Source organism: Variovorax saccharolyticus (genome assembly GCF_030316765.1).
GTDB classification, from domain to species: Bacteria; Pseudomonadota; Gammaproteobacteria; order Burkholderiales; family Burkholderiaceae_C; genus Variovorax; species Variovorax saccharolyticus.
In genome coordinates, this window is sequence record NZ_JASZYT010000001.1 from 1170854 (window position 1) to 1196461 (window position 25608).

Consider the following 25608-nt stretch of genomic DNA (forward strand, 5'->3'; position numbering starts at 1 on the left):
CATGAACGCTCCCTTGCCCAAGCTCGCGCTCGAGACCACCGAGATCGACACCGCCGGAGACCCCACCTGGTACCGCGACGCCGTGATCTACCAGTGCAACGTGAAGGCCTTCGTCGACTCCAACGGCGACGGCGTCGGCGACTTCCAGGGCCTGGCGAGCAAGCTCGACTATGTGAAGGACCTGGGCGTCAACACGATCTGGCTGATGCCCTTCTATCCCTCGCCGCTGCGCGACGACGGCTACGACATCGCCGCCTACGAGGACATCCACGCGCAGTACGGCTCGCTGCAGGACTTTCGCGACATGCTCGAGGAGGCCCACAAGCGCGAGCTGCGCGTGATCATCGAACTGGTCATCAACCACACCTCGGACGCGCATCCGTGGTTCCAGGCCGCGCGCATGGCGCCGCCCGGTTCGCCCGAACGCGACTTCTATGTCTGGAGCGACACCGACCAGCTCTACCAGGGCACGCGCATCATCTTCACCGACACCGAGAAGTCGAACTGGACCTGGGACCCGGTGGCCAAGGCATTTTTCTGGCACCGTTTCTTCAGCCACCAGCCGGACCTCAACTTCGACAACCCGCAGGTGCTCGAGGCGGTGATCCGCACCATGCGCTTCTGGCTCGACATGGGCGTCGACGGCTTCCGGCTCGACGCCATTCCCTACCTGATCGAGCGCGACGGCACCTCCAACGAGAACCTGCCCGAGACCCACGTGGTGATCAAGAAGCTGCGGGCCGCGATCGACGCCAACTACCAGGACCGCTTCCTGCTCGCCGAGGCCAACATGTGGCCCGAGGACGTGCGCGAGTACTTCGGCGACGGCGACGAGTGCCACATGGCCTATCACTTCCCGCTCATGCCGCGCATGTACATGGCGATCGCCCAGGAGGACCGCGACCCGATCGTCGAGATCCTGCAGCAGACGCCCGAGATCCCCGACGGCTGCCAGTGGGCGATCTTCCTGCGCAACCATGACGAGCTGACGCTCGAGATGGTGACCAACCGCGAACGCGACTACATGTACACGACCTACGCGGCCGACATGCAGGCGCGCATCAACCTCGGCATCCGCCGGCGCCTCGCGCCGCTGATGGACAACGACAAGGACCGCATCAAGCTGATGAACAGCATGCTGCTGTCGATGCCGGGCTCGCCGATCATCTATTACGGCGACGAGATCGGGATGGGCGACAACGTCTTCGTCGGCGACCGCAACGGCGTGCGCACGCCGATGCAATGGAGCCCCGACCGCAACGCGGGCTTCTCGCGCGCCGACCCGCAGCGGCTCTACCTGCAGCCGATCATGGACGCGATGTACGGCTACGAGGCGGTCAACGTCGAGGCGCAGCTGCGCGACAAGAGCTCGCTCCTGCACTGGACGCGGCGCATGCTCGCGGTGCGCAAGACCAGCCGCGCCTTCGGGCGCGGACAACGCACCTTCCTGAAGCCCGGCAACCGCAAGATCCTGGCCTACCTGAGCGAGCACGGCGACGACGTGATCCTGTCGGTCTTCAACCTCTCGCGCGCGGCGCAGCCGGTCGAACTCGACCTCTCGGCCTTCAAGGGCCGGGTGCCGGTCGAGATGCTCGGGCGCACCTCCTTCCCGCCGATCGGCGAGCTGCCCTACCTGCTCACCCTCGCCTCCTACGGCTTCTACTGGTTCAAGCTCACCGACGAGGCGCCGATGCCGAGCTGGCACCAGGAAGGCGTGGCGCTGCTCGACCGGCCGGTGATCGTGCTCTTCGACGGCTGGACCAGCCTGCTCAGGGATCGCGTGATGCCCTGGCGCATCGGCTTCGCCGACCGCCTGATCAAGCAGTTCGAGACCGACACGCTGCCGCCGCACATCGAGGCCCAGCGCTGGTACGCGTCGAAGGGCTCGCACATCGGACGGGCCCGGCTCGCGGACCAGGCGATCTGGGAATCCGAGGGCCACAGCTGGATGCTGCCGCTGCTCGAACTCGAGGGGCTGCCCGAAAAAGCGACCTACTTCATGCCGCTGGCCCTGGCCTGGGAGGACCGCGACGAGGAGCGCATGAAATGCCTGCAGCCGGCCGCCATCGCCAAGATCCGGCAGCAGGCCAACGTCGGCGTGATGGGCGATGCCTTCTTCGACGAGAGCTTCTGCCGCGCGGTGGTGCGCGCCATCGTCACCGACACGCAGCTGAAGACCGCGCGCGGCAGCATGCACTTCCGTCCGACCTCGCTGGGCCGTGAACTGGTGCTGGATGCGATCGCCGGACTGAACGTCAGCCGGCCGACCGCCATGAGCAGCAACACGGTGGTGACGCTCGGCGAGACGCTGTTCCTCAAGGGCTACCGCCACGTTCGCCCGGGCATCAACCCCGAGCTCGAGATGGGCCGGTTCCTGACCGAAGAGGCGGGATTCCTGCATGGCGTCCCGGTGGCGGGCGCGCTCGAATACGTGGGCAACGACGGCACCGTGTTCACGCTCGCCCTGCTGCAGGCCTACGTGCCGAACCAGGGCGACGGCTGGGACTACACGCTGGCCTACCTCGAACGCGTGCTGGGCGAACTGCGCGATGCCGACGCCGATCGGCCGCCGAATCCGCATGGCGCCTTCCTGGCGCTGGTCGGCATCCTCGGGCGCCGCACCGCCGAACTCCACAACGCCCTGGGCCGTCGCACCGGCCACGCGGCCTTCGACCCCGAGCCGATGACCGAGGCGGACCTGCGGACCGTGCGCGACACGGTGCGCGCCGAGGCCCACGCCACGCTGGCGGGCCTGCGCGAGCACCAGGCCGGGCTTTCGCCAGCGGCCGAGGAGGACGCGCAGCGGCTGCTGGCCCGCTCGGGCGCCGTCGACGCCTTCATCGACGCCCTGCGCATCGAGGGCGGCGGCGGCTGGCGCACGCGTTTCCACGGCGACTACCACCTGGGCCAGGTCCTGCTGGCGCGCAACGATTTCGTGATCATCGATTTCGAGGGCGAGCCGGCGCGCTCGATCGAGGCGCGGCGCACCAGGCAGTCGCCCCTGCGCGACGTTGCCGGCATGCTGCGCTCCTTCAACTACGCGCGCTGGAGTGCGCTGCGGCGCGCCGCGCAGAACGCCGACGAACTGGCGCGGCTCGATGTCGAGGCCCGCGCCTGGGAGCGCGAGACCCGCGAAGCCTTCCTGGCCGGCTACGCCGCCGCGCTCGCGCCCGAGGCCGGCCCGGTCGATGCGCAATTGCTGCAGCTCTTCGAGCTCGAGAAGGCCTTCTACGAATTGCGCTACGAACTGGGCAACCGCGTCGACTGGGTGCCGGTGCCCCTTCAGGGCATCCTGGCCCTGCTGGACTCCGATGGCGCGCGCTGACCCGATGGCGCTTCGACGCTCAACGCATTTCTCCGGGAGATCCCCATGGACACCTTGACCTTCTATCTCGAGCCGCTGCGCGCCTTCCTGTTCCAGATCGGCGCCTTCGTGCCCCGGCTGGTGTTCGCGGCGCTGGTGGTGCTCGTCGGCTGGCTGATCGCCAAGGTGGTGCGCTTCGCGGTGATCCGCGGCCTGCACGCGATCAACTTCCCGGTGCTGACGGAACGCGCCGGCATCGACAACTTCCTGCGCCAGGGGGGCATGGTGTCGGACTCGACCGTGGTCTTCGGCGCCCTGGCCTACTGGATGGTGATCCTGGCCTCGCTGGTGGTGGCCTTCAACGGTCTGGGCTTGAGCTACGTCACCGACCTGCTCGGCCGGGTCATGTGGTTCGTGCCGAACGTGTTCGTGGCGCTGCTGGTGCTGGCCTTCGGTGCCTACTTCGCCAAGTTCGTCGGCGATGCGGTCCAGACCTACGGCCGCAACGCCGGCATGCAGGACGCGATGCTGCTCGGCAAGGTGGCGCAGTACGCCATCTTGCTGTTCGTGGTGCTGATCGCGCTCGACCAAGTCAAGGTGGGCGGCGACATCGTGCGCCAGAGCTTCCTGATCATCCTCGGCGGCGTGGTGTTCGCGCTGGCGCTGGCCTTCGGGCTCGCCGGCAAGGATTGGGCTGCCGACCGGATCCAGGAGTGGTGGCCCAGGCGGCCCTCGACGCCGCGGCCGCCGGCGCGGGACCCGCTGCCGCGCGACGGCGTGCGAAACGCGAATCCGCCCGCCACCGTCTGGCCTTCGCGCTCCACCCAGGATGACCGACCGCACCCATGACGAAGCGTCCCCACACCCCGCTGTCCGCCGTCTGGCCCGGCAAACCCTATCCGCTCGGCGCCACCTGGGACGGCCAGGGCGTCAATTTCGCGATCTTCTCCAAGCACGCCGACAAGGCCGAACTCTGCATCTTCGACGACAAGGGCCGCCACGAGCGGCAGCGCATCGTGCTGCGCGAGCGCACCAACGACGTCTGGCACTGCTACCTGCCCGAGGCGCGCCCGGGCATGGCCTACGGCTATCGCATCCACGGCCGCTACAAGCCCGAGGAAGGCCATCGCTTCAATCCGCACAAGCTGCTGCTCGACCCCTATGCGAAGGACCTGATCGGCGAGCTGCGCTGGAGCGATGCGCTCTACGGCTACTCGGTCGGCAGCAAGCGGCAGGACCTGTCCTTCGACCGCCGCGACAGCGCCGCCTTCATGCCCAAGGGACGGGTGCTCGAGACCGCCTTCACCTGGGGCGAAGACCGCCGGCCCGAAGTGCCGTGGCAGGACATGGTGATCTACGAGATGCACGTGCGCGGCTTCACGATGCAGCACCCGGACATCCCCGAGAACCTGCGCGGCACCTATGCCGCGCTGGGCTGCTCGCCGGTCATCGACTACCTGCAGCGCCTGGGCGTGACCACCGTCGAGCTGCTGCCGGTGCATGCCTTCCTCAACGACCGCCACCTGGCCGAGAAGGGCCTGCAGAACTACTGGGGCTACAACACGCTCAATTACTTCGCCCCCGAAGTGCGCTACAGCGCCTCGGGCAAGGTGAAGGAATTCAAGACCATGGTCAAGACCCTGCACTCGGCCGGCATCGAGGTGATCCTCGACGTGGTCTACAACCACAGCTGCGAGGGCAACCACCTCGGGCCGACCTTGTCGATGCGCGGGGTCGACAACGCCTCCTACTACATCGCCAACGCCGAGCAGCCGCGCTACTACGACGACTTCACGGGCTGCGGCAACACGGTCAACCTCGAGCATCCGCGCGCCCTGCAGCTGGTGATGGACTCGCTGCGCTACTGGGCCGAGGAGATGCACGTCGACGGCTTCCGCTTCGACCTCGCCTCGGCGCTGGCGCGGGAGGCCGGCAAGGTCGAGAACCTCGGCGGCTTCTTCGATGCCATCCGGCAGGACCCGACGCTGAATCAGGTCAAGCTGATCGCCGAGCCATGGGACCTGGGCCACGGCGGCTACCAGGTCGGCAACTTCCCGCCCGGCTGGGCCGAGTGGAACGACCGCTACCGCGACGGCATTCGCGGCTGGTGGAAGGGCGACGCGGGCGTGGTCGGCGACGTCGCCCGGCGGCTGGCGGGCTCGCAGGACCTGTACGGCTGGTCGGGCAAGGGGCCGCACGCGAGCATCAACTTCATCACCGCCCATGACGGCTTCACGCTGCACGACCTGGTCTCCTACAACGACAAGCACAACGAGGCCAACGGCGAGGACAACCGCGACGGCAGCAGCAACAACCTGTCGTGGAACTGCGGCGCCGAGGGCCCCAGCGACGATCCTGGCATCAACGCGCTGCGCGAGCGCCAGAAGCGCAACTTCCTGGCCACCCTGCTGCTGTCGCAGGGCGTGCCGATGCTGCTGGCAGGCGACGAACGCGGCCACACCCAGAAGGGCAACAACAACGTCTACTGCCAGGACAACGAACTCGGCTGGCTCGACTGGACGCCGCGGCCCGAGGCCGAGTCGCTGCGCGATTTCGTCGCCCAGCTGATCCGGGTGCGGCGCCAGCATCCGTCGTTCCGGCGCCGCAGCTTCTTTCGCGGCCAGCCGGCCGGCGACGGCGAGAGCAAGGACGTGGTGTGGCTCAGGCCCGACGGCCAGGAGATGACGCCCTCCGACTGGGACGGCGAGCATGTGCGCTGCCTCGGCATGCTGTTCTCGGGCACCGGCATCACCGATGTCGGCCCACGCGGCGAGCCGCAGCAGGACGACGACTTCCTGCTGCTGCTGAACGCCTACCACGAGCCCCTGCCCTTCAAGATGCCGACGCGCCCGGGCGACCGCTGGACCCGACTGGTCGACACCGCGCGCGAGAGCGCGCTGTCGCTGTTGCTGGCCGAGACCACCTACCCGCTGCAGGGCCGCTCGCTGGCACTGCTGCGCCGCAGCCTGGCGGCCGCATGAAGCGCGTGCATGCAATGCCCTTCGGGGCCACGGTGCTGGAAGACGGCGGCGTGCGCTTTCGCCTCTGGGCGCCTTCGGTGGCGCTGGTGGCGCTCGAACTCAGGCGCGGCGACACCTGGCAGCAGCATGCGATGCAGCGCGCCGACGGCGGCTGGCACGAGACCACGCTGCGGCATGCCATGGCCGGCGACCGCTATCGCTACCGCATGCCGGATGGGCTGCGGGTGCCCGACCCGGCCTCGCGCCGCAATCCGGACGACGTCCATGGCCCGAGCGAGGTGGTCGACCCGCTGGCCCACGCCTGGACCGACCCGACCTGGACCGGCCGGCCCTGGCACGAGGCCGTGATCTACGAACTGCACCTGGGCACGTTCACGCCCGAAGGCACGCTGGCGGCGGCCCGTGCGCGGCTCGAGGAACTGGCCGAGCTCGGCATCACCGCCGTCGAACTGATGCCGATCGCCGACTTCCCGGGCCGGCGCAACTGGGGCTACGACGGCGTGCTGCCCTTTGCGCCCGATGCGTGCTACGGCACGCCGGGGGAGCTCAAGCGCTTCGTCGAGACCGCCCACGACCTCGGCGTGATGGTGCTGCTCGATGTGGTCTACAACCACTTCGGCCCGGAAGGCAACTACCTGCACGCCTACTGCCCCGAGTTCTTCAACCCGGCGCATCACACGCCCTGGGGCGCGGCGATCAACTTCGACGGCCCCCAGGCCCGCACCGTGCGCGACTTCTTCGTCCACAACGCGCTCTACTGGATCGAGGAGTACGGCTTCGACGGCCTGCGCATGGATGCGGTGCATGCGATCCGCGACGACTCGACGCCGGCGATCGTCGAGGAGATCTGCAGCGCGCTGCAGCAGGGCCCGGGCCGCCTTCGGCAGGTCCACGTGGTGCTCGAGAACGACCTCAACCAGTCGCACCGGCTCGAGCGCGACGCCGCCGGCCTGCCGGTGGCTGCCACCGCCCAGTGGAACGACGACCTGCACCACGCGGCCCACGTGCTGCTCACTGGCGAGGCCGACGGCTACTACGCCGACTACGCCCAGCGCCCGCTCGAGCAGTTCGGCCTGGCGCTGGCGCAGGGCTTCGTCTATTGCGGCCAGCCTTCGGCATTCCGCGCCGGCGAGCCGCGCGGCGAACCTTGCGCCCACCTGCCGCTGGGCGCCTTCGTGTCCTTCCTGCAGACCCACGACCAGGTCGGCAACCGGGCCATGGGCGAACGCATCGACGTCCTCGGCGATCCGGCGCTCGTGATGGCGGCGCGCACCTGCGTGCTGCTGTCGCCGCACACGCCGATGCTGTTCATGGGCGAGGAGTACGCGGCCGCGACACCGTTCCAGTACTTCTGCGACTTCGGTCCCGAACTGGCGGCGGCCGTCACGGCCGGACGCCGGTCGGAGTTCGGCCGCTTCGCCGCCTTCGCCGACGAGGCGGCACGCGCGCGCATCCCCGACCCCAACGCCGAGGCGAGCTTCGCCGCCTCGCGGCTCGATGCCGGCGAGCGCGCGCAGCCCGGCCATGCGCGGGCCCTGGCGCAGACCCGCGAAGCGCTGCGCGTGCGGCGCACCGAACTGGCACCGCGCTTCGGTGGCGGCTGCCGCAGCCACCAGTGGTCCTGCGAGGGCGATGCGCTGAGGCTGGTGTGGCAACTCGATGCCGCGGGCGAGGGCGAGCGCGAGGCCGCCGCACCGGCGCTGCTGCACCTGGTCGCCAACTTCGGCGCCGCCGACGCCGTGCTCGCCTGGCCACCCGGACGCGTGATCCATTGCCTCGGCTTCGAGCCTTCCGCCGCCGGCACGGCCCTGCGCCTGCCGCCCGGCGGCGTCTGCGCGACGCTCCAGGAGACGCCGGATGGATGACGCGCAGGCGCTGCGCCGGATTTGCGAGCGTCACGGCGTCGCCACCGGCTATCACGATGTCTTCGGCCACTGGCACGCGGTGGCGCCCGAGGCGCTGGCAGCGCTGCTGCGCGACGCCGGCTTCCTGCCGGCCGCAGACATCGACGCCGCCGAAGCCGAGGCCCGGGCGCAAGCCGCGTCGTGGCGGCAGGCCCTGCCTGCGGTGCAGGTGGTCGGCGCCGGCAGCGAACACTTCACGCTGGTGCTGCAACTGCCCTCCTCCAGCGCGCACTTCAAGTGGCGGCTGGTGGATGAGGGCGGCGCCTTCCACGAGGGCGCGGTCGATACCGCCACCTTGCAGGCCGAGGCGCAGGCGGAGATCGACGGCGTCGTCTACCGCCGGTTCCGCTTGCCGATCGTGCTGGCCCTGCCCGCGGGCTACCACCGCCTGAGCATCGTCGGCCTGCCGGGCGAAACGCTGCTGGTCTGCGCACCCGCGCGCTGCCACCAGCCGGCGCTGCTGGAGCGCGGCGGAAGGCTCTGGGGCTTCACGCTGCAGCTGCATTCGCTGCGCTCCGAACGCAACTGGGGCTTCGGCGACTTCGGCGATCTGGCGGATTTCGTCGCCAGGGCCGCGCGCGAAGGCGCCGAGGTGATCGGCCTCAACCCGCTGCACGCCCTGTTTCCGCACAACCCTGCGCACCAGAGCCCGTACAGCCCATCGTCGCGGGCCCAGCTCAACGTGCTCTACATCGACGTCGAGGCCGTGCCGGATTTCCTGGCCTGCGCGGCGGCCCGGCAGCGGGTTCGCTCGCCGGCCTTCCAGGCCCGGCTGGCCGGGCTGCGTGCCGCGCCGCTGATCGACCATGCGGGCGTCTCGGCCGCCAAGCACGAGATCCTCGAACTGCTCTACCAGCGCTTCCTCGAGCGCGCCCCCGAAGACGCCGAGGTCGAGGCCCTGACGCGCTTCAGGGAACGGGGCGGCGAAGCCCTGCGCCAGCATGCGCTGTTCGAGGCGCTGCAGGCCCGGCTGCACGCGGCCGACGCCGGGGTCTGGGGCTGGCCGGCCTGGCCAGAGGCCTTCCGCGACCCGGCCGGTCCCGCCGTCGCGGCCTTCGCGGCCGCCCACGGCGAGCGTATCGGCTACCACGAGTACCTGCAGTGGCAGGCGGCACGGCAGCTCGAATCGGCCGGCGCGCGCTGCACCGAACTCGGCATGGCGGTCGGTCTCTACCTGGACCTCGCGGTCTCGGTCGATCGCGGCGGCTCCGACGCCTGGCGCCATCGCGAGAGCTTCGCGCTCGAGGTCCGCGTCGGCGCGCCGCCCGACGCCTTCAACACCCAGGGCCAGGACTGGGGCCTGCCGCCGCTGCGCCCGGACCGCCTGCGCGACGGCGGGTACGCGATCTTCATCGAGGCGCTGCGGGCCAACATGCGCGGTGCCGGCGCGATCCGCATCGACCACGTGATGATGCTGATGCGCCTGTTCTGGATCCCGGCCCGCGGCACGCCGCGCGACGGCAGCTATGTGGCCTATCCGGTCGATGAACTGTTCGCGATCCTGGCCCTGGAGAGCCAGCGCCATCGCTGCCTGGTGATCGGCGAGGACCTGGGCACCGTGCCCGACGCGATGCGCGAGGCGATGCACGGCTACGGCGTGCAGTCGTACCGGCTGCTGTACTTCGAGCGCGAGCCCGACGGCGCCTTCCGGGCCCCGGCCGCCTACCCGCGCGAGGCGGTGGTGGCGGTCAGCACCCACGACCTGCCGACCTTGGCGGGCTGGTGGTCGGCGCACGACCTGCGCCTGCGGTTCGAACTGGGCTTGATCGCGGATGCGGCGGCCTGGGAGCAGCAGCTTCAGGAGCGCCGGCTGGACCGCGCGCGGCTGCTCGACGCCGTTCGCGGCCAGCAGGCGCTGTCGCCCGGGAGCGTGGCGGCGGCCGAGGCCGGAACGCTCGACGCCGAGGCGGTGGCAGCCCTGCACGCCTTTCTGGCCGCCGCGCCGTCGGCCGTGATGATGGTCCAGCTCGAGGATGCGCTGGGCGAGGTCGAGCAGCCCAACCTGCCGGGCACGACCTTCCAGCATCCCAACTGGCAGCGCAAGTACGGCGCCGGAACGAAGGAACTCTGGGCGCGGCCGGTGCTGCAGCAGCTGTGCGCGGCGATGGCGCGCAGCCGGCCGCGCGAGCGTCCGCTCGCCGCGTCCGGCCAGCCGGCACGCACCCCGGTGCCGCGCGCCACCTACCGGCTGCAACTGCACGCCGGCTTCAGTTTCGACGACGCCGCGCGCATCGTGCCCTACCTCGAACGGCTCGGCATCAGCCACGTCTACTGCTCGCCGATCCATCGGGCCCGGCCGGGCAGCATGCATGGCTACGACGTCGTGGCCCACGACGAGATCAATCCGGAACTCGGCGGACTGGCCGCATTCGAGCGCTTCACGACCACGCTCAAGGCCCACGGCATGGGCCAGCTGATCGACCTGGTGCCCAACCACATGGGCGTACTCGGCGACGACAACCCCTGGTGGACCGACGTGCTGGAGAACGGCATGGCCTCGCGCTACGCGCGCCACTTCGACATCGACTGGACGCCGCTGACCCCGCAGCTGGCAGGCAAGGTGCTGCTGCCGGTGCTCGGCGACCACTACGGCGAGGTGATCGAGCGCGGCGAACTGCAACTGCGCTGGGATGCCGAGGCCGGCGCGTTCGGCGTCGCCTACTTCGAGCACCGCTTTCCGCTGGCGCCCGAAAGCGCCGCCTCGGTTCTGGATCGCGCCTGCGCGATCCTGGGCGACGGCGATGCGAGCGCCCCGCTCGCCAGCATCGCCACGGCGCTGCGGCAGCTGCCGGCCAGGGGTCGGACGCGGCGCCAGGCGGTGGCGGTTCGCGCCCGCGACAAGGAACTGCTGAAGACCCGGCTCGCCCTCCTCGCGGCCGAGCGCCCGGCGGTGGCGCAGGCCATCGCGACGGCGGTCGACTCCCTGAACGGCGGCGACCGGCGCGGCGCCCTGCACCGGCTGCTGGAGGCCCAGGCCTATCGCCTCGCCCATTGGCGGGTGGCGGCCGACGAGATCAACTACCGCCGCTTCTTCGATGTCAACGAGCTGGCGGCGCTGCGCACCGAGCGCCGCTCGGTGTTCGAGGCCACGCATGCGCTGGCGCTCGACCTCGCGGCGCGCGGCTGGGTCGACGGCCTGCGCATCGACCACCCCGACGGGCTGCAGGACCCGGCGCGCTACTTCGAGCGGCTGCAGGACGGTTTCGTCGCGCGCCGCGGCCTGCCGGCCCGCGAGGTCGGCGCTGACGGCCGGCCCGAGCGCCCGCTGTACATCGTGGCGGAGAAGATCGCCGCGCCGCACGAGGAGGTGCCGGTCTCCTGGGCCGTGCACGGCACCACCGGCTACCGCTTCGCCAACCTGGCCAATGCGGTGCTGGTGGACGAACGCGCCGGCGGCCGCCTGCGCCGCATCTGGCGCGCCTTCACCGGCATCGACACGCCCTTCGAAGAAACGGTCTACCAGGCCAAGCGCGAGGTCGCGAGCGCCACGCTGGCCTCCGACCTCGAGGTGCTGGCGATCGGGCTGCTGGCGATCGCGAAGTCGCATCGCCGCACCCGCGACCACTCCCTCAACACGCTGCGCGAGGTGCTGGCGACCGTCGCGGCGAGCCTGACCGTCTATCGCACCTACAACGCGGAGGACCTGGGCGAGCAGGACCTGCGCTACATCGACCAGGCGATCGCCGCCGCGCGCGAGCGCCTGGCACTGCCCGACCCGTCGGTGTTCGGCTTCGTCCGCGAAGCCTTGCTCGGGCGGGCGCCGGGACCCGGCCGTGCGGCCCGGCGCCGGGCGCTTCGGCTGGCCCGCCGCTTCCAGCAGTTCTGCGCGCCGGTGGCCGCCAAGGGCGTCGAGGACACCGCCTTCTATCGCTTCTTCCCGCTCGCTTCGGCCAACGAGGTCGGCGGCGAGCCCGACCGGCTCGGTGTCTCGGTGGCGGCCTTCCACGAGGCCAGCAGCGATCGCCAGCGCCGTTGGCCGCAAACCATGCTGGCGACGTCGACCCACGACAACAAGCGCGCCGAGGACGTGCGGCTGCGCATCGACGTGCTGTCGGAGCTGCCCGGCCTCTGGCGGCTCGCGCTGCGGCGCTGGGCCGGCTTCAATGCGCCGCTGCGCGGCCCGGTGTCGGCCGCGCACGAATACCTGCTCTACCAGACGCTGCTCGGCACCCTGCCGCCCGACGCGCTCGATGCGACGGGCCAGCAGGCCTACGCGGACCGCATCGTGCGCTACATGCTGAAGGCGGCCCGCGAGGCCAAGACCGGCACCAGCTGGACCCGTCCCGACGCCGGCTACGAAGCGGCGCTCGAGCGTTTCGCGCGGGGCGTGCTGGCAGCGCGCGAAGACAACGCCTTCATGGCCGACCTGCACCGCGTGGTGGCGGCGCTGGACCGCTATGGCGCCCTCAACGGCATCAGCCTCACTCTGCTCAAGTACGGCTCGCCCGGCGTGCCCGACCTGTACCAGGGCTGCGAGCTGATCGATCGCAGCCTGGTCGACCCGGACAACCGCCGGCCGGTCGACTTCGACCAGCGCGCCCGCATGCTGCAGGCGCTGGAAGCGCTGGACACCGGAACGCAGCTCGAAGCCGCGGTGCAGGCCCTCGCCGCCGAGCCGAGCGACGGCCGCGCCAAGCTGTGGCTGATCTGGCGCCTGCTATCGCTGCGCAGGCGCTGGCCCGAGTTGTTCCGTGAAGGCAGCTACGAGCCGCTCGAGGTTCAGGGAGATCGCGCGCTCCACGTCATCGCCTTCGCACGGCGGCACGAGGGCCGGGCGCTGGTGGTGATCGTCGCCCGCCTGTTCGCGCTGCTCGACGACGGCGGCCGCGGCCAGCGTGCTCCGCTCGGCGCCGAGGCCTGGGGCGACACGCGGGTGCGGCTGCCGCCCGGGCTGGGCGGCGGGCACCTGGACGACCAGCTCACGGGTGCGCGCCATGCCCTTTCCGGCCCATGGGTGCCGGTTGCGGACGTGCTGCGCGTGTTTCCCGGCGCCGCCCTCTGGCTCGACAGCGGCCCGTAGGCGCCGGCCTACCGCAGGATGCGGCCTGTTCCGCCGGGGCCAGCGCGCCGGCGGAACTATCTCCCTTGGCGGACGCATCACGCACCCACCAAGGAGACCGAAGAGCATGGCCGAGGCAATCCACTGTTTCGACACGGCGACCGTCCGGTTCGCCATCTATCCCGCGGGCCCCGAAGGCCTGCGCTGCGTGGCCGAGATCGCCGAGGATCCGCTGCGCGATCTGTTCGGCGCCAGCGGCGGCGGCGACAGCCTGGTCCATGCCTACCTGATGAACGCGGAGCTGATCAACGCCCGCGCCCTGGCCCGCCACCGCGAAGCGCCGGGCCGGCCGGTGTTGCTGGAAACCGCCGATTTCGAGCTGTCGGACGCCGGCAGCGAATCCTGAGATCCGGCCGCCTCACCACTTGCCGTCGGCGGGCCGCTTGGGCTGCTGGGGCTGGGCGGCGGCCTTCAACAACGCGATCGCATCCGGGCGCTTGCCGCGCTCGGCGAAGTCGGCGGCGGTCATGCCCTGCTCGTTCTTCATCGCGACATCGGCGCCTTCTTCGAGCAGCAGCTGCACCGCGGCGGCCGAGCCGTACATCGCGGCCATCATCAGCGGCGTGGTGCCGTTCGGCGACTGGGCGTTGATGAAGGCGTCCTTGTCGAGCAGCTGCTTCATGATCGCGACCTGCCCGCTGGTGGCGGCGTAGTGCAGCGGCGTCCAGCCCGGCTTGTTGATGTCGGCGTCGCGCGCGATCAGCTTGGTCACGAGCTCCTGCTGGCCCTTGATGGCCGCCAGCATCAGCGGGCTCTCGTCCTTCGAGTTGCGGGCCTCGACATTGGTCTTCGGGAAGGCGATGAGCATCTCGATCACCTTCGGCGACGGCTCGCGCATCGCGATCAGGAGCGCGGTCTGGCCCTTGTCGTCGCGCGTGTTGGGGTCGAAGCCCTTGGCCAGCAGGCTTTTCATGCCGCTCGCGTTGTCGGCCCGGGCAGCCCGGAAGAAGTCGTCGTAGTCGCTGGCGTTTGCTGCAAAAGATGAAGCAAAAACAACAAGATAAACAATATATTTAAAGTAATTTCTCATGTTTTGGCCCCGCTGAACAGGGTCTCGAAATTGTCGCTCGTGGCCTTGGCGACCGCTTCCACCGGCAGCCGGCGCAGCTCGGCGATCTGCTGCGCGACAAAAGGCACATAGGACGGATTGTTGACCTTGCCGCGGTACGGCACCGGGGCCAGGTAGGGGCTGTCGGTCTCGATCAGCATGCGGTCGAGCGGCACGAAGGCCGCCACGTCGCGCAGGTCCTGCGCCTTCTTGAAGGTCAGGATGCCCGAGAACGAGATATAGAAGCCGAGGTCCAGTGCCGCCCGCGCCACCTCGGCCGTTTCGGTGAAGCAATGGAAGACGCCGCCGGCCGCCTGCGCGCCGCCGGTCTCGCCCTCCTCCCTCAGGATCGCCAAGGTGTCGGCCGAAGCTTCGCGGGTGTGGATGACCAGGGGCTTGCGGGTCTGCCGAGCGGCCCGGATGTGGACCCGGAAGCGATCGCGCTGCCATTCCATGTCGGCGATGCTGCGGCCGCCCTTGCGTTCTTCCATCTGGTAGTAGTCCAGGCCGGTCTCGCCGATCGCGATCACCTTGGGCAATGCGGCGCGCTCGACCAGGCCCTCGACCGTGGGCTCGAGGATGTCCTCGTTGTCGGGATGCACGCCGACGCTGGCCCAGAAGTTCTGGTGGCGCTCGGCCAGTGCCTGCACCTCGGGGAATTCCTCCAGCGTGGTGCAGATGCACAGTGCCCGGTCGACCCGGGCCGCCGCCATCGCGGCGCGGATCTCGGGCATCCGGTCGGCGAACTCGGGGAAGGTCAGGTGGCAGTGGGAGTCGGTGAACATCGCGGGAAGGGTCGTCGGAATGGCACGGCCACCGCGACAGGTGGCGTCGTGCCCGTTGGAACAACCGGCCTCAGGCCGGCGCCGGGCCGCCCCAGGGTGCCTGCGGCCTCCTCGGGAAGCCGCGACACAAGAAGCGTGGGGGGCTCAAATGGTCTGGGTCGGGCGGTCGGAGGCCAGGGTGGCGCCCAGCGCCTCTTCGATGCGCGCCTTGAGCTGGCGCGACTTGTCGTCGGAAGGAAAACGGATGCCGACCCCGGGCGCACGGTTGCCCGCGGCACGGGCCGGCGTGATCCAGGCGACCTTGCCGGCCACCGGGTAGCGCTGCGGGTCGTCGGGCAGCGTCAGCAGCACGTAGACATCGTCGCCCAGCCGGTACTCGCGCGAGGTCGGGATGAAGATGCCGCCTTCGGCGAACAGCGGAATGTAGGCCGCGTAGAGCGCGCCCTTTTCCTTGATCGCCAGCTGGATGACGCTGGGCCGGACGGGCGCGGACGGGGTGGGGGTTGCAGGAGTGTTCATGGGCGGCGGCGTGCCGAGTTTAGGGTGGTTCTCGCCTCGCTCACAAGCGCTTCGAGCATCAGGCCCGCATTGAAGGGATGTTCTGCGGTTTTTGCCGCATTCGCGAGCGACCGGGACCAGCGCGCCAAGGCCGTCCGCGGCGGCGCGGCCGGCAGGTCGGCGGGCTCGAAGAAGCGCGGCGCGGCGCCGCTGTCGATCGCCATCAGGTCGTGGCAGAGCTTCTGCAGCGCACCGATGGCCTGCGCCGGCGCGTGATCGGACAGCGCGCCGACTTCGCCGCGCGACATCGCCTTGGGCAACTGCGACCAGGCCTTGGGCGACTGGCCCTGGGCGGCGAGCCTCAGGGCGTCGCTGGGCCGTCCGCCGGCTGCTCGCAGCAGGCCCGGCGCGTCGGCAGCGGGCACGCCCTGCGCCTCCAGCCAGGCCAGTGCCTGCGTCTCTTCGGGCCAGGGCAGCGTGAAGCCCAGGCAGCGGCTGCGGATGGTCGGCAGCAGCTGCCAGGCAGCCTCGCTGGCGAGCACGAAGCGGACTTCGCCGACCGGCTCCTCGAGCGTCTTGAGCAGTGCGTTGGCGGTGATGTTGTTCATGCGCTCGGCCGGATACACCAGCACCGCCTTGCCGCGGCCGCGGGCGCTGGTGCGCTGGGCGAAGCCGATGGCGTCACGCATCGCCTCGACCCGGATCTCGCGGCTGGGCTTGCGCTTCTTGTCGTCGATGTCGGCCTGCGACTTCTCGTCGAGCGGCCAGGCCAGGGCCTGCATCGCGACCTCGGGCATCAGGACGCAGAGGTCGGCGTGCGTTCGGACCTGGATCGCGTGGCAGCTCGGGCAATGGCCGCAGGCGCCGTGCGCCTTGGCTTCCTCGGGCTGCTCGCACAGCCAGGCCGCCGCCAGCGCCAGGCCCAGTTCGTACTGGCCCAGGCCCGAAGGCCCCTGCAGCAGCCAGGCGTGGCCGCGCTGGCGCAGCAGCTCGGCCAGCGGCTGGCGCAGCCAGGGCGGGAGCGATTCGACGGTCATGCGCCGCTTGTCCCTGGGCTCGAAGTCGCCCGTCTAATCCGCATCTCCATCGCTTCCCAGTGAATCTTGCCGCTTGCCGCGAGCCGAACATCGGGTTCGCCGCCGCATGGCGCACGTCCCGGACCAGGCCCCGTTCGGAACCCCGGCCATGATAACTTCGCGCTCAGGCCGCGCCGGTTTCGCCCGCGACGCCCAGGCCGAGCCGGACCACGCGCACGGTGGCGTCCCCCGGACAGGGCGACTCCTTGAAACCCAGGCGCTTGGCCAGGCCGCGCATCGCGGCGTTGGTCGACAGCACGTAGCCCTCGATGCAGCGGTAGCCGTGCGCTTGGGCGGCGGCGATCAGCGTTTCCATCAGGCGCGGCGCCAGGCCCAGGTGCTGCCAGGCGTCGACCACCATGATCGCGAACTCGCAGGTGTCGCTGCCGGCAGCCGAAGCGTAGCGGGCGCCTCCGACGATCGACTCTTCGGCGCTGTCCGCGTCGAGGACGACCAGCGCGAACTCCTTGTCCGGCGCCGGATGCGTCGCCGCCTCGAGCATGTGGTCCGGCAGCTCGCGAATGCTGGTCATGAAGCGCGAGTAGCGCGAATCCGCCGACATGTTTGCGACGGCTGCCCGGAGCGCTTCCTTGTCGTCGGCGCGGATCTCGCGCACGATCACCCGCCGACCGTCTCGCAGCACCACCGTCGCCGGAAGCACCGGATCCGCCGGATCAGCCGCCGGCATGGCTAGTAGGCCTCGGCGATGTACCGGATCGGGTGGTCCACTTCCTTGTAGTCGCCCCGACCCTGCCGCTTCGGCAGCTTGATCTTCTCGCGCGGCAGCGCCTCGTAGGGAACATGGGCCAGCAGGTGCTTGATGAGATTCAGGCGCGCGCGCTTCTTGTCATCCGAACGCAGCACGTACCACGGCGCCGAAGGCAGGTCGGTGGCCGTGAACATCTCGTCGCGGGCACGCGAATAGTCGTACCAGCGGCCGTAGGACTTGAGGTCCATCGGCGACAGCTTCCATATCTTGCGCCCGTCCTCGATCCGCGCCTCGAGCCGGCGGGTCTGCTCGTCCGGGCTGACCTCCAGCCAGTACTTCAGCAGGATGACGCCGGAACTGATGATCGCCTGCTCCACCAGCGGCGTGCCCTGGAGGAAGGACTTGGCCTGCGCCTCCGAGCAGAAGCCCATCACGCGCTCGACGCCCGCGCGGTTGTACCAGCTGCGGTCGAAGATCACGATCTCCCCGGCCGCCGGCAGATGAGGGATGTAGCGCTGGATGTACATCTGGGACTTCTGCCGTTCGGTCGGCGCCGGCAGGGCCACAACGCGAAAAACGCGTGGACTGACGCGCTCCGTGATGGCCTTGATGGTGCCGCCCTTGCCGGCGCCATCGCGTCCCTCGAAGACGATGCAGACCTTGAGCCCGGCGTGCTGCACCCACTCCTGCATCTTCACCAGTTCGACGTGGAGTTCCCGCAGCGCCTTCTCGTAGTCCTTGCGCGACAGGTTCTTCGACCGCGCCGGATTCGGGTCCGCCTCCGACCCCGCTTCGGTCGCCGCTTCGGGCGCCGACGCCGGAGCTTCCTGGGCCTCGTCCTTGCGGGATGACTTGCCGTGGTGCCTCTTCTCGTTCTTCGCCATCGCGGTCTCCTGTTCGAAAGCAGATCCACGGATGCTAGGGCCGCCGCGCCGTGCGCGATTGAGATTCGTCAAGTGCCGGTGTCGAGACTTTCCCACCCCTTGCCCCCCTCCCCCAAGGAGGGGGGTTCAGGCGGGCGTGAACTCCAAAATTCCGCCCGTCCCCCGACCCACCGCGTGTCGGGGGCGCGCCCCCCACACACCCACTCATCACTGGAATCACGTGCCCCACCCCCAGCTCAAGACGGGATCCCTCCAAGCCCGCTCGTCCTTTCGAATCGCTGCAACGACCGCCGCGGTCCTTCTCGTCACGCTGTCGCCGGGCGGCGCCCGCGCCTTCGAGTTCGACACCGGCAACCCCGACCTCTCGCTGCGGTGGGACAACACGCTGCGCTACAACTACGCCAACCGTGTCGAGGCGCGAGATCAGAAGATCGGCAACACCGTGATCGCGGACGAAGGCACCTACAGCTTCGACCGCGGCCAGACCGTCGCCAACCGCCTGGACGTCCTGAGCGAGCTGGACCTGACCTACATGAAGCGCTACGGCATGCGCGTGAGCGCGGCCGGCTGGTACGACAACGCCTACGGGCCCGACAGCAGGACCAACCCCTTCCTGCCCTTCAGGAACATTCCCAGCTACGTCAACAAGAAGTACAGCAACTACACCGAGCGCTACTACCGTGGCCCCTCGGGCGAATGGCTCGACGCCTTCGTCTTCGGCGGCGTCGACATCGGCGAGGTGCCGGTGAACGCCAAGCTCGGCAGCCATTCGCTGTACTGGGGCGAATCCCTCTTCCTTGCCGGCAACCTGAACGGCATCGCCTACGCGCAGAACCCGCTCGACCTGCAGAAGGGCTTCGCCACGCCCGGCGTGGAAGCGAAGGAGCTGTTCCGCCCGCTGAACCAGCTCTCGATGCAGGCCCAGGTCACGGACACCGTGTCGGTGGCGGCGCAGTACATGCTCGAATGGGAAGCGTTCCGCTACCCCGAAGGCGGCACCTACCTCGGTCCCGTGGACTTCGCCTTCAACGGGCCCGACCGCCAGTTCCTCTCGCAGCCTCTGGGCTTCGCCCAGCGCGGCGCGCCGTCCGAGCCCAAGCAGCGCGGCCAGGAAGGCGGCCTGTCCACGCGCTGGAGCCCGGAGTGGCTCGACGGCACCATGGGCCTGTACTACCGCAAGTTCTCCGACAAGCTGCCGCAGACCTTCCTCACGCGCGTCGGGCCGGGCATCAGCCGCTACAACCTGATCTACGCCGACGACATCGACCTGTACGGCGTCAGCCTGGCCAAGAACATCGGCGGCATCAGCTTCGGCTCCGAACTCTCCTATCGCCACAACACGCCGCTGAACAGCACCGTGCTCGGCATCGCGCCCGGGCTGCCGGCGCAGGGCAGCACCAACGGCCCGCGCGGCGACACCTATCACGGCCTGGTCAATGCGGTCGGCGTCGTGCCGAAGACCGCCCTGTTCGACACCGCCTCCTGGGCGGCCGAGCTGGTCTGGGCGAGCTGGGGCAAGGTCCGCAGCGGCCAGAACCTGTTCTTCGCGGAGGGCTTCGCGCCCTGCGTCGGCAAGGACAAGTGGGACGGCTGCACGACCAAGAACTACATCGGCGCCGGACTCTCGTTCACGCCGACCTGGTTCCAGGTATGGCCCGGCATCGACCTGTCGGCGCCGCTCACCTACGCCGTGGGACTCAGCGGCAACGCACCGACCGTCTTCGGCGGCAACCAGGGCAACGGCAACTACAGCGTCGGCCTGGGCGTGGACGTCCGCCAGAAGTACCGCTTCGACCTGAAGTACATCGACTACGTCGGCGACTACAAGGACAACGGATTCGCCGTGACCGCCCAGAACGGCTTCACCACCCTGCTCAAGGATCGCGGTTTCCTGAGCCTCACCTTCAAGACCACCTTCTGAGGATCCGATCATGAAACTCACCCACTCCCTCGTCGCCGGCATCATGGCCGCATCGACAGGCTTCGCCGCCCAGGCGGCCATCAGCGCCGACGAGGCCAAGTCGCTCGGCACCACCCTCACGCCCGTCGGCGCCGACAAGTCGGCCAACAAGGACGGCACCATTCCCGCCTACGCCGGCGGCATGAAGAGCGGTCCGGCCGGGTACAAGGCCGGCGACGGCATCCGCCCCGATCCCTTCGCCGGCGAAAAGCCGCGCCTCGTGATCGACGCCAGGAACATGGCCGAGCACGCGGACAAGCTGACCGCCGGCACCCGGCAGCTGCTGGAGAAGTACCCGAGCTTCCGCGTCGACGTCTACCCGACGCACCGCACCGTGGCCTTCCCTAAATTCGTCACCGACAACACGGCGGCGAATTCGGTCAAGGCCCGGACCACCAACGACGGCCGTTCCATCGAAGGCGTGCACGCCGGCTTCCCGTTCCCGATTCCGAAGGACGGCTACGAGGCCATGTGGAACCACCTCGTGCGCTTCAACGGCCAGAGCTACGAAGCCAAGTACCGCAACCTCAACGTCGATGCCAGCGGCCGCCCCGCCCTGGCGACCGAAGGCGTCAGCACGCAGGACTTCCCGTTCTGGGACACGAGCAAGACCGCGGCCGACACCTACTGGCGCATCAAGCTCACCTACACCGGGCCGGCGCGCCGCGCCGGCGAGGCCCTGCTGATCGTCGATCCGCTTGACATCGGCACCAAGGACCGCCGCGCCTGGGCCTACCTGCCCGGCCAGCGCCGCGTGAAGGTCGCACCCGACCTGTCGTACGACACGCCCAACCCCGGCACCGCCGGCGCCACGACCTTCGACGACACCTTCATCTTCAACGGCTCGATGGACCGCTTCGATTTCAAGCTGGTCGGCAAGAAGGAGATGATCGTGCCCTACAACGCCTACGGCGCGGTGTACCAGTCCAAGCAGGACGATCTGCTCAAGCCCAACCACCTGAACCCCGACCTGGTGCGTTGGGAACTGCACCGCGTGTGGGTGGTGGAGGCGACGCTGCGCGAGGGCAAGCGCCATGTCTACGGCAAGCGCACCTTCTACCTCGACGAGGACTCGTGGGCCGCGCTGGCCTCTGACAACTACGACGCCCGCGGCCAGCTCTATCGCGCAGGCTTCGCCTACATGGCACCCAGCTACGACCTGCCCGCGCCCTACACCGACATGTTCGGCCACTACGACTTCGCCTCGCGCATCTATTCGCTGACCGGCTACATCGCCGAAACCGGCGGCCTGCGCCACACCAAGGCGCTGAGCGACCGCGAATGGACCGCCGACTCGCTGGCCGGCGCCGGCGTGCGCTGATCCGGGGCTGCTCGATGATGACGAAGCGAGTCGCCTCGGGTGGCCTGGCCCTGGCCATCGCGCTGGCCGCCGGCGCCGCGGCGTGGGCGGTGCAGCCCACGCAGGGCACGGGGTGGCGCGACGTGCTGGCCACGCCGGCCGTGAAGAGCCCGCTCGCCTCGCGTGCACTGCTCAACGGGCTGGCCAGCGCCGGCAGCCGCATCGTGGCGGTCGGCCAGCGCGGGCACATCCTCTACTCCGACGATGCCGGCAAGAGCTGGCGTCAGGCCGAAGTGCCGGTCAGCTCGGACCTGGTCGCGGTCAGCTTTCCGGACGCCACGACCGGCTGGGCGGTGGGGCACGACGGCGTCGTGCTGCGCAGCACCGACGCCGGCCTGAGCTGGACCCTGCAGCTCGACGGCATCCAGGCCGGCGCCGCGATGGTGCGGCACTACCAGCGCGAGGCCCAGGCGCTGGCCGCCGGCGATCCCGGGCGCGCGGCACAGCTGATCGAGGAAGCCCGCCGCTTCGAGGCACAGGGCGCCGAGAATCCTCTGCTCGACGTCTGGTTCCGCGATGCTTCCGAAGGCTTCGTCGTCGGCGCCTTCGGCCTCGTGCTGCACACCACCGACGGCGGCGCGCACTGGGCGCCGTGGCTGCACGCACTCGACAATCCGAAGGGCCTTCACCTCTATGCGGTGCGCGGCATCGGCGCCGACGTCTACATCAGCGGCGAGCAGGGCTTGCTGCTCAAGATGGAGCGTGGCGACACCCGTTTTCGCGCCCTCGACCTGCCCTACAAGGGCACCTTGTTCGGCATCACGGGCAGCGCACGCTCCCTGGTCGCCTACGGCCTGCGCGGCACCGTGCTGCGCAGCACCGACGCTGGCCGCAGCTGGCAGCCCACGCCCACGGGCCTGCAGGTCGGCCTGACCGCCGGCACGCTGCAGGACGATGGCCGCATCGTCATCGTCAGCCAGGCCGGCCACATCCTGAGCAGCACCGACGACGGCGCGAGCTTCAAGGCCGCAAGCACCGGCCGCACCGTTCCCGCCGCCGCCGTCGCGATCCCTGCCAAGGGCACGGTCGTCATCGCCGGGCCGCGCGGCGCCCAATCGCTTCCCCTGCCCTGAACGGGCTCGGAGGACCCCATGCACACCCCCCTCAACGCGGATGCGTCCGCGCCGACCTCGCTCGACCCCTTCGACACCCGCTCCGGCTCGCGCCTGGAGCAGCTGATCTTCAACCATCGCCTGGTCGTGATGGCGGTCTGCGCCCTGATCACGCTGCTGCTGGGCTTCCTGGCCGCAACGCGGTTGACGCTCAACGCCAGCTTCGAGAAGATGATCCCGCAGGGCCATCCCTACATCCAGAACTATCTGGAGCATCGCGCCGACCTGCGCGGGCTGGGCAACTCGCTGCGCGTCGTGGTCGAGAACACCCGGGGCGACATCTACGACCCCCAATACCTCGCCGCGCTCAGGAAGATCCAGGACGAACTCTTCCTGACGCCCGGCGTCGACCGCGCCTGGATGAAGTCGCTCTGGGCCCCCGCCGTGCGCTGGACCGAGGTGACCGAGGAAGGCTTCCGCGGCGGCCCGGTGATGCCCGACAACTACGACGGCTCGCCCACCGCCACCGAGCAGCTGCGCGCCAACATCGCGCGCGCCGGGCTGGTCGGCAGCCTGGTCGGCAACGACTTCAAGTCCAGCATGATCGTGGTCCCGCTGATGGACGCCGGCAACGGCCAGCGCATCGACTACCGTGGCCTTTCGCATGCGCTCGAAGCCTTGCGTGCGCGCTACGAGACCGACGCCCAGGGCCGGCCGACCGGCATCCAGGTGCACAGCATCGGCTTCGCGAAGCTGGTCGGCGACCTGATCGACGGCCTCTACCAGGTGGGCTTGTACTTCGGGCTCGCGGCGCTGGTCGCGACCCTCATCATCTTCTTCTACACGCGATGCCTGCGCAGCACGGCGCTGGTGGTCGCCTGCTCGCTGGTGGCGGTGATCTGGCAGCTCGGCCTGGTGGCCGGACTCGGCTTCGAGCTCGACCCCTACTCGATCCTGGTGCCCTTCCTCGTCTTCGCGATCGGCGTCTCGCACGGCGCGCAGAAGATGAACGGGATCATGCAGGACATCGGCCGGGGCGCGCACCGGCTCGTGGCGGCGCGCTTCACCTTCCGCCGCCTCTTCCTCGCCGGCGTGACCGCGCTGGTGGCCGACGCGGTGGGCTTCGCGGTGCTGATGCTGATCGACATCCCGGTCATCAAGGACCTGGCGCTCACCGCCAGCATCGGCGTGGCCGTGCTGATCGTGACCAACCTGATCCTGCTGCCGGTGCTGCTGTCCTACATCGGCGTCAGCGCTGCCGCCGCCGAGCGCAGCCTGCGCGACGGAAGCGGCGGCCAGCAGGCGCGCGGCTTCGATCGCGTCTGCGGCTGGCTCGGCCGCTTCACCGAACGCCGCTGGGCCAGCGCCACCGTCGCCTCGGCCGCGGTACTGCTGGTGGCCGGCTTCGCGGTGAGCACGCAACTCAAGATCGGCGACCTCGACCCCGGCGCGCCCGAGCTGCGGCCGGATTCCCGCTACAACCGGGACAACGCCTTCGTCACGGCCAACTACTCCCTGTCGAGCGACACCTTCGCGGTGATCGTCAAGACCGCCCGGGAAGGCTGCCTCAAGTACGAGACGCTGGTCGAGGCCGACCGCCTCGCCTGGAGCCTGCAGCAGGTGCCGGGCGTGCAGACCACGGTGTCGCTCACCAACGCGGTGCGGCAGATCACGGCGGGCAGCAACGAAGGAAGCCCCAAGTGGCTGACCATCGCGCGCAACCAGGACGTTCTGAACTACGGCGCCCAGCAGGCCAGCGTCAACAACCCGGAGCTGTTCAACACCGAGTGCTCGGTGATGCCGGTGATCGCCTACCTGGCCGACCATCGCGCCGAGACGCTGGACCGCGTGGTGCAGGCGAGCGCGGATTTCGCCGCCGCGCACAGCGGCAGCGACCGGCAGTTCCTGCTGGCCGCGGGCGGCGCAGGCATCGAGGCCGCGACCAACATCGTGGTGCGCAAGGCCTGGACGCAGATGCTGCTGCTGGTCTATGCCGCCGTGATCGTGCTGTGCTTCATCACCTTCCGCAGCTGGCGCGCGGTGGTGGTGGCCGTGGTGCCGCTGGTCATCACCTCGGTGCTGTGCGAGGCGCTGATGGTGATGCTCGGCATCGGCGTCAAGGTGGCCACCCTGCCGGTGATCGCGCTCGGCGTGGGCATCGGCGTCGACTACGCGCTGTACCTGCTCAGCGTGCAGCTGGCCCGGCAGCGCGCGGGCGCCAGCCTCGGGGAGGCCTACCGCCATGCGCTGCAGTTCACCGGCAAGGTGGTGGTGCTGGTCGGCGTGACGCTGGCCGCGGGCGTGCTCACCTGGGCGCTGTCGCCCATCAAGTTCCAGGCCGACATGGGGATCCTGCTGGCGTTCATGTTCATCTGGAACATGGTCGGCGCGGTGTTGCTGATTCCGGCGCTGTCGCATTTCCTGCTGCGTTCGACCCCCGCCCCGAAGGCGCAATCGAGCGAAGCGCCTGCCCGATGCGTTGCCCACGCGCAACCGGTTCCGTTCGAGGGCTGAAAGTTCTGCAACCGAACGTGGCGGCGCCTGCCAGAGCGCCACACACTCGGTTGCGTATGCGCCGACCGAGGGGGGATGCCGAAGCCTATCTTTCGCCCTTGTCGGCTTCGGCTGAAGCCTTCACAACTTCCACACCAGGACGGGAGGCTTTCAATGTTCCACCGACGCACTTTTGCCGCTTGCTGCGTGCTCGCTGTTCCCTACGCGGCCTGCCTCGCGCAGACCACGTTCAGCGCCGAGCAGTACTTCGACGACCGCTGGTACATCACGCCCTTTGGCAGCTATGTCCATCCGGACGGTGACCGCAACGCCGACAACGGCTGGGGCGGCGGCCTGGCCGTCGGCAAGCCCATCAGTCCCAGTTGGAACATCGAGCTGCGCGGCCAGTACGAGGAACTCGACGGCAAGTTCGGCACCGGCTTCGGCGCCTTCAACAGCACCGACAAATACAAGAACTGGAGCGGCACGCTCGAT

The 25608-nt window shown here is 69.6% G+C and carries 16 protein-coding genes and 1 pseudogene; 11 read left to right on the forward strand and 6 right to left on the reverse strand.

Annotated features, from left to right (window positions below):
* The first annotated feature begins 1 nt into the window (after position 1).
* The 6 genes from treS (at position 2) to QTI45_RS05830 (ending at position 13594) form a co-directional block, all read left to right on the forward strand.
* The gene (treS, locus tag QTI45_RS05805) at positions 2–3325 is read left to right on the forward strand and encodes a maltose alpha-D-glucosyltransferase (RefSeq protein ID WP_286653772.1); all 3324 of its coding nucleotides are present in this window, start codon (positions 2–4) and stop codon (positions 3323–3325) included.
* A 45-nt stretch (positions 3326–3370) separates the two neighbouring features.
* Entirely contained in the window at positions 3371–4153 is a 783-nt protein-coding gene (locus QTI45_RS05810; RefSeq protein WP_286653773.1) for a mechanosensitive ion channel family protein, read from the forward strand.
* The gene (glgX, locus tag QTI45_RS05815) at positions 4150–6285 is read left to right on the forward strand and encodes a glycogen debranching protein GlgX (protein WP_286653774.1); all 2136 of its coding nucleotides are present in this window, start codon (positions 4150–4152) and stop codon (positions 6283–6285) included. Before QTI45_RS05810 ends, glgX begins: the two co-directional genes overlap by 4 nt.
* On the forward strand, positions 6282–8150 hold the full coding sequence (gene treZ, locus QTI45_RS05820; RefSeq protein ID WP_286653775.1) for a malto-oligosyltrehalose trehalohydrolase: 1869 nt from the start codon (positions 6282–6284) through the stop codon (positions 8148–8150). Before glgX ends, treZ begins: the two co-directional genes overlap by 4 nt.
* Positions 8143–13209, forward strand: coding sequence for a malto-oligosyltrehalose synthase (locus tag QTI45_RS05825; RefSeq protein WP_286653776.1), 5067 nt, complete (start codon positions 8143–8145; stop codon positions 13207–13209). Before treZ ends, QTI45_RS05825 begins: the two co-directional genes overlap by 8 nt.
* A gap of 106 nt (positions 13210–13315) precedes the next feature.
* Positions 13316–13594 (forward strand): hypothetical protein, encoded by a 279-nt coding sequence (locus QTI45_RS05830; protein WP_286653777.1) that lies wholly within the window; start codon positions 13316–13318, stop codon positions 13592–13594.
* A 12-nt stretch (positions 13595–13606) separates the two neighbouring features.
* Here the strand turns inward: QTI45_RS05830 and QTI45_RS05835 are convergent, their stop codons facing one another.
* The 6 genes from QTI45_RS05835 to ppk2 all read right to left on the reverse strand — a co-directional run bounded on the left by QTI45_RS05835 (position 13607) and on the right by ppk2 (position 18248).
* Positions 13607–14278 carry an ankyrin repeat domain-containing protein gene (locus QTI45_RS05835; RefSeq protein WP_286653778.1) on the reverse strand — a complete coding sequence of 224 codons (672 nt, stop codon included), beginning with the start codon at positions 14276–14278 and terminating at the stop codon, positions 13607–13609.
* Positions 14275–15081, reverse strand: a complete 807-nt coding sequence (locus tag QTI45_RS05840; RefSeq protein WP_286653779.1) for a TatD family hydrolase — start codon at positions 15079–15081, stop codon at positions 14275–14277. Before QTI45_RS05840 ends, QTI45_RS05835 begins: the two co-directional genes overlap by 4 nt.
* 144 nt (positions 15082–15225) lie before the next feature.
* Complete coding sequence (locus QTI45_RS05845) at positions 15226–15600, reverse strand: PilZ domain-containing protein (RefSeq protein WP_286367828.1); 375 nt, start codon at positions 15598–15600, stop codon at positions 15226–15228.
* Complete coding sequence (locus QTI45_RS05850) at positions 15597–16616, reverse strand: DNA polymerase III delta subunit-related protein (protein ID WP_286653780.1); 1020 nt, start codon at positions 16614–16616, stop codon at positions 15597–15599. The genes QTI45_RS05845 and QTI45_RS05850 overlap by 4 nt, the downstream gene beginning before the upstream one ends.
* Positions 16617–16779: 163 nt before the next feature.
* Positions 16780–17343 (reverse strand): GNAT family N-acetyltransferase, encoded by a 564-nt coding sequence (locus QTI45_RS05855; RefSeq protein WP_286367830.1) that lies wholly within the window; start codon positions 17341–17343, stop codon positions 16780–16782.
* A 2-nt stretch (positions 17344–17345) separates the two neighbouring features.
* Entirely contained in the window at positions 17346–18248 is a 903-nt protein-coding gene (ppk2, locus tag QTI45_RS05860) for a polyphosphate kinase 2 (protein WP_286653781.1), read from the reverse strand.
* 220 nt (positions 18249–18468) lie between these two features.
* On the opposite strand from ppk2, the gene QTI45_RS05865 reads away from it, so the two are divergent.
* From QTI45_RS05865 to QTI45_RS05885, 5 genes and pseudogenes are all read left to right on the forward strand, one after another.
* Complete coding sequence (locus tag QTI45_RS05865) at positions 18469–20169, forward strand: DUF1302 domain-containing protein (RefSeq protein WP_286653782.1); 1701 nt, start codon at positions 18469–18471, stop codon at positions 20167–20169.
* A 10-nt stretch (positions 20170–20179) separates the two neighbouring features.
* Positions 20180–21529 carry a DUF1329 domain-containing protein gene (locus QTI45_RS05870; RefSeq protein ID WP_286653783.1) on the forward strand — a complete coding sequence of 450 codons (1350 nt, stop codon included), beginning with the start codon at positions 20180–20182 and terminating at the stop codon, positions 21527–21529.
* 14 nt (positions 21530–21543) lie between these two features.
* On the forward strand, positions 21544–22641 hold the full coding sequence (locus tag QTI45_RS05875) for a YCF48-related protein (RefSeq protein WP_286653784.1): 1098 nt from the start codon (positions 21544–21546) through the stop codon (positions 22639–22641).
* A gap of 18 nt (positions 22642–22659) precedes the next feature.
* Positions 22660–25134 (forward strand): efflux RND transporter permease subunit, encoded by a 2475-nt coding sequence (locus tag QTI45_RS05880; RefSeq protein ID WP_286653785.1) that lies wholly within the window; start codon positions 22660–22662, stop codon positions 25132–25134.
* 153 nt (positions 25135–25287) lie between these two features.
* A pseudogene (locus tag QTI45_RS05885) lies at positions 25288–25608 on the forward strand (hypothetical protein); the annotation flags it as partial.